This is a genomic window from Solihabitans fulvus (assembly GCF_008386585.1).
Classification (GTDB): domain Bacteria; phylum Actinomycetota; class Actinomycetes; order Mycobacteriales; family Pseudonocardiaceae; genus Solihabitans; species Solihabitans fulvus.
Genome location: NZ_VUOB01000072.1, coordinates 93,657 through 108,867 on the forward strand (window position 1 = coordinate 93,657; position 15,211 = coordinate 108,867).

Consider the following 15,211-nt stretch of genomic DNA (forward strand, 5'->3'; position numbering starts at 1 on the left):
CACCGCGACACAGCCAGCGTGACCACAGTGGACCCCATGAGACAGCACGGTGTGCCCACTGCGGCCGGTGACGTGATCCGGCTCGACGGCGTGACCAGGACCTACCAGACGGGCGCCCCGCCCGCGCTGGCCAATGTCAGCCTGGCCGTGGCGGCCGGCGAGGCCCTGGCGGTGCTGGGCCCCTCGGGCAGCGGTAAATCGACGCTGCTCAACCTGCTCGCGGGGCTGGACAAGCCGACCTCGGGCCAGGTCACCGTCGACGGCGTCCGCGTCGACACGCTCAGCGAGGCCGCATCCGCCCGCTACCGGCGCGAGCGCATCGGCATGGTCTTCCAGTTCTTCAATCTGCTGGATGACCTGACCGTCCTGGACAACGTCCTGCTGCCGGCCCAACTCGCCGGAATGCCAAGCAAACGGGCGCAGGCCCGCGCCACCGAACTGCTGTCCTACCTGCGCATCGACCGGCACACTCGTGCCTACCCTGGACGGCTGTCCGGTGGTGAACGGCAACGCGTCGCGGTGGCCCGCGCGCTGATGAACCGACCGCCCCTGCTGCTGGCCGACGAACCGACCGGAGCCCTGGACACCGCGTCCGGTCACGAGGTGCGCAACCTGCTGGCCCAGCTCAACCAGGACGGGCAGACCATCGTGCTGGTCACCCACGACACCACGCTCGCCGAGGCGTGCGCGACCCGCACCATCGAACTGACCGACGGCCGAATCCGGCGCGATACCGCGGCGGTGGCCCGATGAGCGGGCGAGTGCTGTCCAGTCCGCTTGGCCGGATCGTGCGCTCCGGCGTGGGCCGCAAACGGGTGCAGACGGTGGTGATGACGTTGACCACCCTGCTCGCGGTCGCGGCATCCGTGCTCGCCGCCGGCCTGCTGGTGGACTCCCAAGCCCCGTTCGAGCGCGCCTTCGCCGCGCAGCACGGCGCCCAGCTGACGGCACAGATCAATGGAGCGACGGCCAGTGCCGCCCAGATCGCCGCCACCGCCCACGCCCCCGTGGTGACCGCGAGCGCCGGCCCCTACCCGGTCGCCTCGCTGCACCCGGTCGCCGGCTCCGGTGCCGACCTGCCGGCCGGCACCGCGCTCAAGCAGATGACCGTCGTCGGCCGCAGCGGCCCGGCCAGCACGGTGGACTCGATGACCCTGGCCTCCGGCACGTGGGCCAGCGGCCCCGACCAGGTCGTGCTGCGCGCCGGGCCGGGACAAGGCACCGACTTCACCCTCGGCTCGCACGTGACGTTCCCCGATGCGCCCGGCCGGCCGACGCTGACCGTCGTGGGCTTCGCCAACTCCGTCAGCGACACCGCCGATGCCTGGGTCACGCCAGCCCAGCTGACCGCACTGAGCGCCGGGGCATCGCAGTATCAGATGCTGTACCGCTTCACCGACGCGACCACCGGCACCCAGATGAACGCCGACCGCACCGCGATCACCGCGGCCCTCCCGCAGGGCGCGCTCACCGGCGCCCAGTCCTGGTTGCAGATCCAACTGACCGCCGACGGGCAGACGGCCGGGTTCGTGCCCTTCGTCGCCGCCTTCGGCATCCTCGGACTGCTGATGTCCGTGCTCATCGTCGGCATCATCGTCAGTGGCGCGGTCAGTTCCCAGACCCGGCGCATCGGCATCATCAAAGCGCTCGGCTTCACTCCGGCGCAGGTGGTCCGCGCTTACATCGGCCAAGCCCTGATCCCCGCGGCCGTCGGCGCGGTCCTGGGTGTGCTGGCCGGAAACGTGCTCGCCATCCCGGCGTTGCGGGACACCGAGACCGTCTACGGCACCGGACGGCAAACGATCCCCGGCTGGGTCGATATCGCCGTGGCTGTCACCGCGCTCGCCCTGGTCGTCGGGGCCGCCTGGGCGCTTGCACTGCGAGCAGGCCGGTTGCGCACCGTCGACGCGATCGCCATCGGGCACGCCCCGCCTGCCGGGCGTGGGCGTTGGGCCCGGAGGGCGGCAAGCCGCCTGCCATTGCCGCGGCCGGTGGTCATCGGCCTGGCCAATCCCTTCACCCGGCCGGCCCGCACTCTCGCCATGACCGGCGCGGTTCTGCTCGGCGCAGCCTCAGTCACCTTCGCCCTTGGCCTGACCACCTCCCTGGCCGATGCGCAGCACGCCCCGCAGGTCGCCACGCTCGGCAACGTCGTCGTCAACCTGGGCGATGCCCATCCGGGCATCCCGATCAAGGGCGACCCCCATCTCGCCGCGGCGTCCCCGGCCCGGGTCGCGGCGGACATCACCGCGCAGCCGGGCACCGCGACGTACGTCGGCAGCGCCGACACCACGGTGGGGGTCGCGGGCATCACCGGTGGCGTGAGCGTCATCGGCTTCACCGGCGACACCGCCTGGGCGTCCTACCAGATGATCTCCGGCCAGTGGTTCACCGGACCCGGGCAGGCCGTCGTCCCCACCCGGTTCCTCGCCGCCACCGGCGACACCCTCGGCGACACCGTCACCCTCACCAAAGGCGGACGGCAGGTGTCGCTGCGGATCACCGGCGAGGCCCTGGACACCAGCGAGCACGGCATGCAGATCCTCACCGACCTCACCTCGCTCGACGGGCTCGGCCTTGGCCTGCAACCACAGCAGTTCAACATCCAACTCACGTCGGGCACCGACCGAACCAGCTACGTCGACGCGCTGAACGCGAAGTTCGCGTCGATCGCCGCCCAGGCCCAGCCGAACCTCGACGGCGGTGGCACCGTCACCGCCGCTGCCCAGGCACTCGCCGCCCTGCTCACCGTGATGATCGTCGCGGTAGCCGGCCTCGGCGTGCTCAACCTCGTGGTGCTCGACACCCGGCAACGCGTCCACGACCTCGGTGTCTTCAAGGCGCTGGGCATGTCCCCGGGCCAGACGATCATCATGGTCCTGACCTCGGTCGCCGGCATCGGCCTGGTCGCCGGCATCATCGGCGTCCCGCTCGGCATCCTGACCCTCGACTACGTGATGCCGCTGATGGGCAACGCCATCGGCACGGCCATCCCGTCCGCCGACATCAACGTCTACTCGCTGCCTGAACTCGCCGCCCTCGCGCTCGGCGGCATCGTGATCGCCCTGGCCGGTGCCGCACTCCCGGCAGGCTGGGCCGCGGGCGCCCGCCCAATCACAGCCCTCCGCGCCGAATAACCCGCGCCGTCACGAAGTTGTTGTCGGTGTGGACGGTGGCGACGCTTCGGACAGATCCAACTGATCTGGGTTGTCGGCCAAGGATTGCCAGAAGTCGACGTAGGCCTGTTCGTGCAGGACGCCTAGGCGGGTAAGGCGTGCTCTGGGGAGGGTGTCCTCGGCGGTTGGATCCAGGTCGGCGAGCAGGGACTTGTAGAGGTCGCGCCATTCGCGGTGCTGCGCGGCCTGGATCCGGGCCAGGCTTGCCACGCCGTCGGGCTCGCCGAGGTCCGCGAAGGTCAGCTTGAGCAGGGCCTGGTTGCGCGTCTCCGGCTGCGGGGTGTCGGGGTCGGCCAGCCAGCGCGCCAGCACCTCGCGCCCCGCGTCGGTGAGGTGGAAGACGCGCCGCCGCCGACCGTGTTCCTCCGGTTGCTCGACCAGCAGGCCGAGCTCGGCGAGCTTCGGCGGGTCGCGGTACAGCTGCGCGTGCGGGATCGGCCAGTAGTAGCCGACGGTCTCCTCGACGCGCGCCTTCAACTCGTACGGGGTCATCGGGCCGTAGCGGGCGATCAGGCCCAGCACCACGTAGGCCGACGAACTGAGCTCGTCCACGGTCCCAAGATCCTTCCCGTTGACACGGTCTCACTGAGACTATACCTTCGTCCCATCGAGACCGTATCAGTGAGACTATCTAGGAGAATCTGATGTTCGTGCACCCCGACCTCGCCGACGTGTTCGCCGCGATGCCCGCCCGCCCCACGAACCCCTACGCCGACATCGAGGCCACCAGGGCGGACTTCCGCGCGCTGATGGCGCCGCTGATGCCCGCGAGCGATCCCCGCGTCACCGTCGAGGACGACGTGGTCACCGGGCCCGACGGCAACACGATCGACGTGCAGATCCTGCGGCCGACCTCGGCCACCGGCACGCTGCCCGCCGTGCTCTACATCCACGGCGGCGGCTTCGCCTACGGCGAACTGGACGGCCCGTCCCCGATGGCGCGCGAGATCTGCGCCGAGGTCGGCGCGGTCGTCGTCAACGTGCACTACCGACTCGCCCCCGAGCACCGCTTCCCCGCCGGAATCGAGGACTGCTACGCGGCCCTGCGCTGGCTGGCCGACAACGCGGCCACACTCGGCGTCGACCCCACCCGCATCGGCGTGGCCGGCGCGTCCGCCGGCGGCTGCCTCACCGCCGCCCTGGCCCTCCTCGCCCGCGACCGGGGCGGCCCGGCGATCGCGCACCAGTGCCTGCTCATCCCGGTACTGGACGACCAGGTCGACGCCGCCATAACCGACCGGTTCGACGACCCGAGGATCTTCAACTCGGCCGGCCTCGCCCACACCTGGGACACCTACCTGGGCCCGAACCGCGCAGCCGAGGTGTCGCCCTACGCCGCCCCGGCCCGCGCCACGAACCTGACCGGCCTGCCGCCCGCCTACGTCCTCACCTGCGGCCTCGACCCCCTGCGCGACGAGGGCCTCACCTACGCCCGGCGTTTGGCAGAAGCCGACGTCCCAGTAGAAACCAAGGACATCCCCGGCGCCTGGCACTTCTTCGAGGCCTACGCCCCCACCAGCAACCTAGCGAGGCACACCACCACCCACTGGCAAACCGCCATCCACACCGCCCTGACCTAACCGAACCCGCGCCAACGCACCGCTTTTTCACTTCGTGACGGCGCGGACCCACGCGCTTTTTTACTTCGTGACGGTGCGGTGCGTGCGAGTTCGCCGTCGGCCCCTGGAGGCGCAGGAGGGCGANNCCCAATAAACACAGGTAGCTAAGAAACCGGCAGGGAGCGAAGCGAGTCGCCGGCCGGGGCGTTTGAGCGTCCCACCCAAAGCGAGTCGCTGGCCCCCACCTTCCTCACCTATCAAACGGCCGGCGCGTCATACGCATCAAACGGCCAGAGCGTCGTACCCAGGAAACTACCCGGACATCCCCGGAGCAGGCGCCTGCGCGTTCCCGGCGTTCCCGTACCGCCCCGCTTTGCCCTCCAGCTGCTCCCGCAACGCCAGAATCGTCACCACCCGCCCAGCAGCACCGTCCGCATTGTCCACAGTGGACAGCACCTGCGTGGCCGCCGTGTCCGCGCGCACCACACCGACCGGACCGGTTCCCGAAGCCGAGCCCGAACCGCCCGCGAGGACGGTCCCCGCGCCGGCCCGATCGAGTTGCGCGGCGAACCTGGCGATCGTGGCGGCGCGGTCGGCCGAGGAGTCCCCGGACAGCGCGCCGCCCGTGAGCACCAGCGCCAGCTGCGCCGGCTTCAGGTTGGGGCCCTGCTTGACGAATCCGCCGCTGGCCAGGCCGGACAGCGCGGCCGCCGTCTCGTCCGGGGACGCCTGCGGCTGGTTGGTGTCCTTGTTGAGCAACAGCAGCGACCCCAGCATGCCGCCGGCCAGCGTGCCAGGATCGGACGCCGTCGGCAGCTGCGTGCCCTTGGGCAGCAACCTCGCGACGAGGTCGCGCAGCTGGTCGGACTTTGCCGGGTCGGTGAACGCGTCGGTGAGCTGGAGTTCGCCCGTCACCGTCGCCCCCGCGCTCTTCACCAGCGCCGCCAGGGCATCCCGGTCGCCCGGCTTCGCGTCGGGGGTCGTGACGAACACGACCGTGCGCTGGTCGAGCTGGCCCTTCACGACCGAGGGGCCGATCGAGGTGGCGAACCGGTCCGCGTCGGCGAGCCGCGCGTTGAGGCTGTTGCGATCGGCCTGTAGGTCCGACACCTGCTTGCCGAGCGAGGTGTTGTCGTCACTGAGGCCGGACAGCAGCCTGCTGCTGATCGTCGTCGAACCGAGCACGACGCCGACGGCCAACGCCAGGAAGACGGCTGCGATGGACACGATGTGGTAGCGCAGCGAGATCATGCGAACAGCCCCTTGCCCCAGGTGAGGACGTTGTTCCAGGTTTCGACGATCACGTCGACGTACACGTGGCCCACGCCGGACACCGCCAGCGCGGCGGCCATCGCGATCACCGCGGCGAACACCAGCAGGACCATCACGCCGAGCGACACCCTGCTGCGGTGCAGCACCGCGACGGCGTTGCCGTCGACGAGCTTGCCGCCCAGCTTCAGGCGGGTGAGGAAGGTCGACGGGTTGGAGCCGGAGTGCCCACGGTCCATGAACTCCCGCAGCGTCGCCTGGAACCCCACGGTGACCACCAGGCTCGCGCCGTGCGCCTCAGCGAGCAGCAGCGCAAGGTCCTCGGCGTTGCCGGACGCGGGGAAGGTGACCGCGCCGATGCCGAGGTCCTGGATCCGCTCGAGGCCCGGCGCGTGCCCGTCCGGGTGCGCCGGCACGACGACCTCGGACCCGGCCTTCAGCGTCTCGGTGCCGATGCCGTCGGGATCGCCGACGATGATGTCCGGTTTGAGTCCTGCGGCGTGCAGCGTGTCGGCTCCCGTGTCCACGCCGATCAGCACCGGCCGGTACTCCCGGATGTACTTGCGCAGCCGCCTCAGCTCCTCGGCGTGCGAGCTGCCGCCCGCCACCACGAGCACCTGTCGGTCCCGGATCGACACGAAGACCTCGGGCACGCCGACGCCGTCCAGGATCAGGGTGCGCTCGCGGCGCAGGAACTCGATGGTGTTCGCCGAGAACGCCTCCAGCTGGGCGGACATCCCCGCCTTCGCCTCTATCATCTGGTCGGCGACGGACTCCGCGTTCTGCTCGGTGCCCCTGGCCACCTCGCGGTCGCCGACGTAGACCGCGCCCTCGTGCAGGCGGATCTTCGTGCCGTCCTTGATCTCCCGCAGCGCCTGCGCGCCGATGCCGTCGATCAGCGGGATGCCCGCCTCGATCAGCACCTCTGGGCCGAGGTTGGGGAACCGGCCGGAGATCGACGGCGCGGCGTCGACGACGCCGACCACCTCGGCGGCGATCAACGCCTCCGCGGTGCGCCGGTCGAGGTCGACCTGGTCGAGCACGGCGACGTCACCTGGACCGATCCGGCGAAGCAGCTCGCCGGTCCGTCGGTCGACCCGGGCGACGCCGGTCACACCGGGCAGGGTCGCATTCGTCCGACTAAGCAGACCAGTGAGCTTCATGCGACAGATGGTGACAAACTGCCGACGATTAGACCGGATGCCACGCCGGGGGGATTCACGCTGGTCAGTGTTGCATTCGCCTCGCTCCGCGCGGCGGGGCCGCGACGGGTCAGCCGACCGCCTTGGCGCGCCGGACCTTCGACGCCCGGCGCACGGTCCGCGCGGGCAGGTCCGCCGCCTTGTCCGCCTTGGCCGCGGCGAGCAGTTCCTCGGCGTGCGCGCGGCCAGTGTCGGTGGAGTCCATGCCGGCCAGCATCCGCGCCAGCTCCTGCACGCGGTCGGACTCGTCGAGCACCTTGAGCCCGCTGCGGGTCAGACCGCCAGCCGCGTTCTTGTCCACCACGATGTGCTGGTCGGCGAACGCCGCCACCTGCGGCAGGTGCGTCACGACGATCACCTGGTGGCTGCGGGCCAGCCGCGCGAGGCGCCTGCCGACCTCGACCGCCGCCCGACCACCGACACCGGCGTCGACCTCGTCGAACACCAGCGTGGGCACCGGGTCCGCGTGCGACAGCACAACCTCCAGCGCCAGCATCACCCTGGACAGCTCGCCGCCGGACGCGCCCTTGTGCACGGGCAGCGGCGGGGCTCCTGGATGCGCGATCAGCCGCAGCTCGACCTCGTCGACGCCGTCCTGGCCGGCGTGCAGGCGCTGCCCCCTGACCTCCACCGCCGCCGTGTCGCCCTGCTCGGCCAGCCGGGGCCGCACCGCGATCTGCACGGTGGCGTGCGGCATCGCCAGGCCGTCGAGCTCCTCGGTCACGGCCTTGCCCAACGCCTCGGCCGCCTCGATCCGCTCCGAGGTGACCTCGGCCGCGTACCCGACCAGTTCGGCGGCCAGCTCGTCGCGGCGCGCCGCGAGCGCGGCCAGCGCCTCCTCCGAAGTGTCCAGCCCGGCCAGCCGCGCGGTCGCCTGCTCGGCCCACGCGATCACGCCGTCGGCGTCGGCGGCGTACTTCCTGGTGAGCTGCTTGAGTTCGGCCTGCCTGGCCAGCACCCGCTCCAGCCGCGCCGGGTCGGCGTCGAGCTGGTCGAGATACCCGCCAAGCTCGGCCCCGACGTCGGCTAGCAGCGCCGCGGCCTCGGCCAGCCTCGGCTCAAGGTCACGCAGCGCCGGATCCTCCGAACCGGCGAGCCTGCGCCGAGCCTCGCCGACCAGGCCGAGCGCGCCGGGCGCGTCCGGGTCGCCGTCGAGGGCCCCGGTCACCGCGATCTGCGCGCCAGCGGCGGCCTCGCGCAGCTGGTCCGCGTCGGCGAGCCTGCGGGCGTCGTCCACCAGCTCGTGGTCCTCGCCGGGCTTCGGGTCGACGGCGGCGATCTCGTCGAGGCCGTGCCGCAGCAGGTCGGCCTCCCGCGCCAGCTCCCTTGACCGCTCGGTGCGTTCGATCAGCTCGGTGGCCACCCGCAACCACTCAGTCCGCACCCGCTGGTACTCGCGCAGCGGTTCGCCGACCGCGTCGCCGGCGAACCGGTCGAGCACGCCGCGCTGTTCGGCGGGCCGCAGCAGCCGCAGCTGGTCGTTCTGGCCATGCACCGCGAGCAGCTGCTCGGCAAGCTCGGACAGCACCCCGACCGGCACGGACCGCCCGCCGAGGTGCGCGCGGGACCGACCGTCGGAGCCGACCGTGCGGACGGCGATCACGCTGCCGTCCTCGTCGGGCTCGCCGCCAGCCTCCTCGGCGACCTTCGCGGCGGCGCTGCCAGGCGGGGCGAGGAAACGCCCCTCCACGGTCGCCTTGTCCGCGCCGGTACGCACTCTGGACGCCTCGGCGCGTCCGCCGCCGAGCAGGTGCAACCCGGTGACGACCATGGTCTTTCCCGCACCGGTCTCGCCGGTGACGACCGTGAAACCAGGGTGTAGTTCGAGGGTGGCCTCGTCGATGACACCGAGGCCCTGGATGCGCATCTCGGCCAGCACGCCCAGAACACTAGCGGGCGAGGCCGACACAGTGGGGCCGGACGGTCCCTGCTGTGTCGGACCTGTTGCCAACCTTCGCAGCGCCGCCTGGCCCAACGGGGAGGTCAGCCTGCCGAGGGACCGCGCCATCCCTGCACCGGAAGCGAGAACTTGTTCACCAGCCGGTCGGTGAACGGCCCCTTGCGCAGCCGCACCAGCTTCAGCGGCGTCGAGCCGCCGACGACCTCGACCCGCGCGCCGGGCGGCAGCGCGACGGTGCGGCGGCCGTCGCAGCTCAGCTCGGCGGGCTGACCTGCGGAGTCGATCTCGAAGGCCACCACCGACGCGGGCGACACCACGAGCGGCCTGGCGAACAGCGCGTGCGCGTTGCTCGGCACCACCAGCAGCGCCTGCACGTCCGGCCACACCACGGGACCGCCCGCCGAGAACGCGTAGGCGGTCGATCCGGTCGGCGTCGCGCAGATGACGCCGTCGCAGCCGAACGCGGACACCGGGCGGCCGTCCACCTCGACCACGACGTCCAGGATGCGTTCCCGGACGGTCTTCTCCACGCTGGCCTCGTTCAGCGCCCACGTGCTGTCCAACACCGTGCCGTTGAGCCGGGCCGTCACGTCGATCGTCATCCGCTCGTCGACGTGGTAGCAGCGCTGCACCACGTGGTCGACGGCCTCGTGCAGCGCGTCGGAGTCCGCCTCGGCGAGGAACCCGACGCGGCCGAGGTTCACCCCGAGCACCGGGACCCCCGCCGGGCGCGCGAGGTCAGCGGCCCGCAGCAGCGTGCCGTCGCCGCCGAGCACGAACACCAGCTCGGTGCCGACGGCCGCCTGGCTGTCGGCGGGCACCACGCGGGTGAAGCAGGACGGGTCGAGGTCGGGTGCCTCGTCCTCCAGCACCCGTAACCGCACCCCGGCCCGCGAGAACCGCTCGGCGACCTGCTCGGCCAGCCCGGGATTCTTGTCCCTGCCCGTGTGCACCACGAGCAGCACCTCGCGGTCGTCGTCCCCCACCTCTGTCACTGCGGCCCTTCCTCAACGGCGGCGCGCACGAGCTCGGCGGCCGACTCTGCTGTCAACGGCTCGCCACGGCGCAGCCAGGCGAAGTACTCCACGTTCCCGGACGGCCCCGGCAGCGGGCTGGCGGTGACCCCGTGCAGCCGCAGGCCGAGCTGTCCGGCCGAGGCGACCACGTCGAGCACCGCCTCGATCCGCAGCGCCGGATCCCGCACCACGCCGCCGGAACCCAGCCGCTCGCGGCCGACCTCGAACTGCGGCTTGACCATCGGGACCAGGTCACCGTCGGGGTTGACGCAGGCGAGCAGCGCGGGCAGCACCAGCCGAAGCGAGATGAACGACAGGTCGGCGACGACGAGGTCGACGGGGCCGTCGATGTCCTCCGGCGTCAGCGCACGCACGTTCGTCCTGTCCTTGACGACGACCCGGTCGTCGGTGCGCAGCCGCCAGTCCAGCAGGCCCCTGCCGACGTCGGCGGCGACGACCTGGGCGGCGTCCGCGCGCAGCAGCACGTCGGTGAAGCCGCCGGTGGAGGCGCCGGCGTCCAGGCAGCGACGGCCGGCGACCACGAGCCCGCCCGGCTGGAACGCGGCGAGCGCGCCGACCAGCTTGTGCGCGCCACGAGAGGCCCAGCCAGGGTCGTCGGTGTCGTCCTTCACCACGACCGGGGTGTCGAGTTCGACGGCGGTGGCCGGCTTGGTCGCGACGGTGCCGCGCACGGTCACCCGGCCCGCGGCCACGAGTTGGCTGGCGTGCTCCCGAGACCTGGCCAGGCCCCGGCGTACGAGTTCGGCGTCAAGACGCGCCCTACGAACCACCGCGTCACACCTTGTCGATGCTGGACAGCGCGTCGGTGAGGGCCGCGTGCGCGGCGTCGAACCGCGCGACGTGCTCGCTCACCTCAAGCTCGGCGAGCCCGTCGAGGCCGCGCAGCGCGGACTCGATGGCGCCGGGAGAACCGGATAGCGGGCCGGGCACTGGTGGCGCGGGAACGGGCCGCTCTTCGGGCATCATGCGGCTGCTCCCGTCCGCGTCGACGTAGACACCCTGCAACGGTAGACGAAACGCCCGACGACGCCGGATCAGGTGTCGGGCAGGGCCTGCGAATGCTCAGGAGTTGGCGAGCCCGAGGTCGATCAAGGCCGCCTTGGCGGCGCCGTCCTCGGCCCGCAGTTCCGGTGTGCCGCCACCGGCCGCCCACCATGCGGCACACAGGGCGCGCAACAGGTCGAGCGAGTCACCAGCGCCAGCGGCGGCGGCCGACAGCACGCCGTCCTCGACCAGGACCGTCCACTGTGGCCGGGGGCCGACGGCGGACTCGGCGGCAGGGCGCAGCACGCAGGACAGGTCGGCGGACACGTGGGTCGGCCGCAGTTCTTCTTGCGCGGCAAGGAGTTCGACCGGAGTGGACACCCCGGTCAACACGAGCAGCGAGTCGAGCCCCGCAGCGCGGGCTCCGGCGATGTCGGTGTCCAGCCGGTCGCCGACCACGAGCGGCCGCGTCGCGTCGGTCGACGCGACGGCCTGGTCCATCAGCGGCCTGGCCGGCTTGCCGGCCACCACCGGCTCGACGCCGGTCGCGGTGCGCAGCGCGGCGACCAGCGCTCCGTTGCCCGGCAGCTGGCCGCGTTCGGTCGGCAGCGTCGCGTCGACGTTGCAGGCCACCCACTGCGCGCCCGCCCTGATCGCCACGCAGGCCTCGGCGAGGTGGCGCCAGCCGAGGTCCTGGGACAGCCCCTGCACCACGGCAACGGCGCCCTCGGCGGTGCGCACCGGCACCAGGCCGACCGACCGGACCTCGTCGGCCAGTGCCTCGGTGCCGAGGACCAGGACGGACGACCCGGCCGGCACGCGCGTGGCGAGCACGGCAGCGGCGGCCTGGGCGCTGGTGCTGACCTCGCGGACCGCGGCGCCGAACCCGAGCTGGCTCAGGTGCTCGGCCACCTGCTGCGGCGCGCGCGAGGCGTTGTTGGTGACGAACCGGACCGCGACACCCTGCTCGCGAGCCGAGGCGACGGCCTCGGCCGCGCCAGGCACGGCCTCGCCGCCCCGGTAGACGGTGCCGTCGAGATCGAGCAGCAGCGCGTCGTAGTCGTCGAGCAGGGTGCGCGGTTCGGTCACTTCTTGTCTGCCTCCGGCTCGGCCGCCGCATCGCGCTGCGGTGCTTCCGCGACACGTGGGGCGCCCGCGCCCGTCTCGTCCGCGAGGTCGAAGGCGCGCTCCGCGGCGTCGGTCTCGCCGTCGTCATCGGCCTCGGCCGCGTTGAGGAACCAGCGCACGGCCTCGTCGGTACGACCGGCGGCGGCCAGGTTGTCCGCGTAGGCGTAGAACAGCCTGGCGCTCCACGGCTGCCGGCGCTTCGGGTCCAGGTCGGGACCCTGGAGGGCGACCACGGCGGCGTCCAGCTGCCCCATGTCGCGGCGGGCACCCGCGGACACGATCAGCAGCTCGACGGCCTCGGCGGCGTCCAGCTTCTCGGACCGGGCCTCCCTGGCCAGTTCGAGCGCCCGCTCGGGACGACCGAGCGCCCGCTCGCAGTCGGCCATGATCGCGAGGTGGCCGGCGCCGTGCGTCATGCGACGCGCGGCACGCAGCTCGGAGAGGGCCTCGGCCCACTCGCCTGCGAGGTAGGCGGTGAGGCCGGCGGCCTCGCGCACCGCGCCGACCCTGGCGGCCTTCAGCCGGGCGTACCTGGCGTGCTCAAGGGCGAACTCGGGGTCCTCGTCCACCAGCAGGCCTGCGGCGGCCAGGTGCTGGCCGACGATGTCCGCGAGCCCCTTGGGCAGGCTGCGCAGCTCGCCGCGAACGGCCGGGTCGAGCACGGAGATGTCCGCGCCCTCGGGCAGCCTTGGCGCACGCACCCGGGGGGCTTCGTCCCGGTCGCGCTCGTTGTAGCGGTCGTCCGCGCGGGGCCGCTGGTGCGGGCTCGGCGCACGCTGCTCGCGCGGCGGGCGGCGGTCCTCCCACTCGCGCTGCGGAGCCGACTCCCTCGGTGCCGAATCGGCCTGCTCGGAGTCGGTCTGCTCGGTGTCGGCAAGCTCAGTGGACGCGGTCCGCTGCTGCTCGGACACCGCGGTGTCCGAGCCGGCGCCCTCGACGTCCGTGTCGATATCCGTGTCGGACCCGGCGCCGGCCGAAGCCTTGGTGTCGTTGGTGTTCGAGCTGCTCGCGTCGCCCGACACGGCCTGCGTGGCCGGGGTCGCCACGGACTCGACGCCGGCGGAAGCCTGCTCGGTGACCTCGGCCGAGTTGGACTCGCCCGCGCTCACCCCGCCGTACTGCGGCGTCCGCTGCTGGAACCGCTCGGCACGCTGCCGGCTGCGGTCGTCGCGACGGTCGTCGGCGTTGTCGTTCTGCCGGGCCGGAGACCGGTCCTGGTAGCTCGACCTACCGCGGTCGCCGCCACGGTCACCCGTGCGGGGCCGGTCGCCGTACGAACGCTGGCCACGGTTGTCGCTGCTACCCGTGCGCGAACGGTCCCCATAGGACCGGCTGTCGCTGCCACCGGTACGCGGCTTGTCGCCGTACGAACGGTTCTCGCGGTCACCGGTACGCGGGCGGTCCCCGTAGGAACGCTGGTCGCTGCCGCCAGTACGCGGGCGGTCGCCGTAGGACCGGCTGTCGCTGCCACCGGTACGCGGCTTGTCGCCGTAAGACCGGCTGTCACTGCCACCGGTCCTGGGACGATCGCCGTACGAACGCTGGTCGCTGCCGCCGGTACGCGGGCGGTCCCCATACGACCGGTTCTCCCGGTCGCCGGTGCGGGGACGGTCGCCATAAGAACGGCTGTCGCTGCTGCCGGTGCGCGGCTTGTCGCCGTACGACCGGTTGTCGCGGTCGCCGGTCCTGGGACGGTCACCGTAGGAGCGCTGACCGCGGTTGTCGCTGCTGCCCGTGCGCGGCCGGTCCCCGTAGGAACGCTGACCCGAGCTGTCCCGGTCACCGGTGCGGGGACGGTCGCCGTACGAACGGCTGTCGCCGCCACGCGAGCGGTCGCCGAACGAACGCTGCCCACGGCTGTCGCCGCTGCCGGTGCGAGGGCGGTCCCCATAGGACCGGCTGTCGCTGCGATCCGAGCTGCGCGGGCGGTCCGTCGAGTCGTCCCGGCGCGGCCGGTCGAATCCACGGGAACCGCTGTCGCTGCCACGGTTCCAGCTCGACTGACCGCCACGGTTGTCGCGGTCGCCGCTGCGGAAGTTCCTGTCTCCACCAGTGCGCGGGGCGCCGGAACGCGGGCCGCTGCCACGGGAGAAACGGTCGCCGCCACGGCTGTCGCCGCCGCCCTGGCGGTCACCGGTAGGACGGTCGCCACCACGGTTCCAGCCACCCGAACTCGGCCGATCCCTGTCGCCGCCACGGTTCCAGCTGCTCGAACCACCCGAACGCGAGTCGCGGTTGTCGGAACGGCCGTAGCCACCCTGGCGGTCGTCCCGGCCACCGCGCGGCGCGAAACCGCCGGAGCGTCCGCGGTCGTCGCTCTTGGGACGATCCCAGCTGCGGGCCGCGGGTCGGTCGTCGCGGCCCGGACGGCCACGATCGCTGCTGGTGGGCCGGCTGTCCCGGTCGAAACGCTTCCGGCTGTCGTCACCGGGACGGTCGCCGAAACGGCGGTCCCCGGAACCCTGGCTGCGCCCGCCTGAGCCGCCGGAGCTGCGGTCCTGCCAGCTGCGGCCCTGCCCCTGGCCGCCACTGCGACCGGCGTTGCCCTGGTACGAGCCGCCACTCGAGCGACGGTCGCCACCGGCACCGCGCTGGTCGCTGCCGCGGTTGTTCGAATCGAAGGTGCGGCGCGGCCGGTCGTCGGAACGGCCACCGCCCCTGTTGTCGTCACGACGGTCCCGATCGCGGAACGCCTCGCCCCCACGGGAGTCACGCTGCGGACGATCACCCGACCGCGACTCGCGACTTCCACCGTTGTGTTTGCGATCGCCTTCCGAACGGCCGCCGGTCGACCGTGGCTTACGGTCGCCCTGGCTCCGCTGACGATCGCCGGGACGTTCCCCGAACCTGGACACTGTTCCTCCTAGAGACACGCCGAAAGGGCTTGCGGTTTGAGCACAATCGTTCTGTGCTCCACCACAAGCCCTTTCGGGAATGTTATGTTCGGCGGCGACCT

At 72.4% G+C, this 15,211-nt stretch carries 12 protein-coding genes; 3 read left to right on the plus strand and 9 right to left on the minus strand.

The window, feature by feature from the left end:
* Positions 1 to 36: 36 nt before the first annotated feature.
* Positions 37 to 753 carry an ABC transporter ATP-binding protein gene (locus tag F0L68_RS34525; RefSeq protein WP_149854087.1) on the plus strand — a complete coding sequence of 239 codons (717 nt, stop codon included), beginning with the start codon at positions 37 to 39 and terminating at the stop codon, positions 751 to 753.
* Positions 750 to 3,137: an ABC transporter permease gene (locus F0L68_RS34530; protein WP_149854088.1), complete on the plus strand. Its 2,388-nt coding sequence runs from the start codon at positions 750 to 752 to the stop codon at positions 3,135 to 3,137. The genes F0L68_RS34525 and F0L68_RS34530 overlap by 4 nt, the downstream gene beginning before the upstream one ends.
* A gap of 9 nt (positions 3,138 to 3,146) precedes the next feature.
* Here the strand turns inward: F0L68_RS34530 and F0L68_RS34535 are convergent, their stop codons facing one another.
* Positions 3,147 to 3,728 carry a PadR family transcriptional regulator gene (locus F0L68_RS34535; RefSeq protein WP_149854089.1) on the minus strand — a complete coding sequence of 194 codons (582 nt, stop codon included), beginning with the start codon at positions 3,726 to 3,728 and terminating at the stop codon, positions 3,147 to 3,149.
* Between the two features lie 92 nt (positions 3,729 to 3,820).
* Between F0L68_RS34535 and F0L68_RS34540 the strand changes: the two genes are divergently transcribed.
* Positions 3,821 to 4,756, plus strand: coding sequence for an alpha/beta hydrolase (locus F0L68_RS34540; protein WP_149854090.1), 936 nt, complete (start codon positions 3,821 to 3,823; stop codon positions 4,754 to 4,756).
* Positions 4,757 to 5,047: 291 nt separating this feature from the next.
* Here F0L68_RS34540 and F0L68_RS34545 read toward each other — a convergent pair whose 3' ends face one another.
* From F0L68_RS34545 to F0L68_RS43885, 8 genes are all read right to left on the minus strand, one after another.
* Positions 5,048 to 5,986: a copper transporter gene (locus F0L68_RS34545; protein ID WP_149854091.1), complete on the minus strand. Its 939-nt coding sequence runs from the start codon at positions 5,984 to 5,986 to the stop codon at positions 5,048 to 5,050.
* Entirely contained in the window at positions 5,983 to 7,167 is a 1,185-nt protein-coding gene (gene steA / locus F0L68_RS34550; RefSeq protein WP_149854092.1) for a putative cytokinetic ring protein SteA, read from the minus strand. The genes F0L68_RS34545 and steA overlap by 4 nt, the downstream gene beginning before the upstream one ends.
* A gap of 109 nt (positions 7,168 to 7,276) precedes the next feature.
* Complete coding sequence (recN, locus tag F0L68_RS34555; RefSeq protein WP_149854093.1) at positions 7,277 to 9,085, minus strand: DNA repair protein RecN; 1,809 nt, start codon at positions 9,083 to 9,085, stop codon at positions 7,277 to 7,279.
* Between the two features lie 104 nt (positions 9,086 to 9,189).
* Complete coding sequence (locus F0L68_RS34560) at positions 9,190 to 10,101, minus strand: NAD kinase (RefSeq protein ID WP_223199389.1); 912 nt, start codon at positions 10,099 to 10,101, stop codon at positions 9,190 to 9,192.
* Positions 10,098 to 10,913 (minus strand): TlyA family RNA methyltransferase, encoded by an 816-nt coding sequence (locus F0L68_RS34565; protein ID WP_149854094.1) that lies wholly within the window; start codon positions 10,911 to 10,913, stop codon positions 10,098 to 10,100. The genes F0L68_RS34560 and F0L68_RS34565 overlap by 4 nt, the downstream gene beginning before the upstream one ends.
* 4 nt (positions 10,914 to 10,917) lie before the next feature.
* A complete protein-coding gene (locus F0L68_RS34570; protein ID WP_188316989.1) occupies positions 10,918 to 11,109 on the minus strand; it encodes a hypothetical protein in 192 nt (63 codons plus the stop codon).
* A gap of 96 nt (positions 11,110 to 11,205) precedes the next feature.
* The gene (locus tag F0L68_RS34575; RefSeq protein ID WP_223199390.1) at positions 11,206 to 12,216 is read right to left on the minus strand and encodes an HAD-IIA family hydrolase; all 1,011 of its coding nucleotides are present in this window, start codon (positions 12,214 to 12,216) and stop codon (positions 11,206 to 11,208) included.
* A complete protein-coding gene (locus tag F0L68_RS43885) occupies positions 12,213 to 13,364 on the minus strand; it encodes a tetratricopeptide repeat protein (RefSeq protein ID WP_223199391.1) in 1,152 nt (383 codons plus the stop codon). Before F0L68_RS43885 ends, F0L68_RS34575 begins: the two co-directional genes overlap by 4 nt.
* Positions 13,365 to 15,211 lie beyond the last annotated feature (1,847 nt).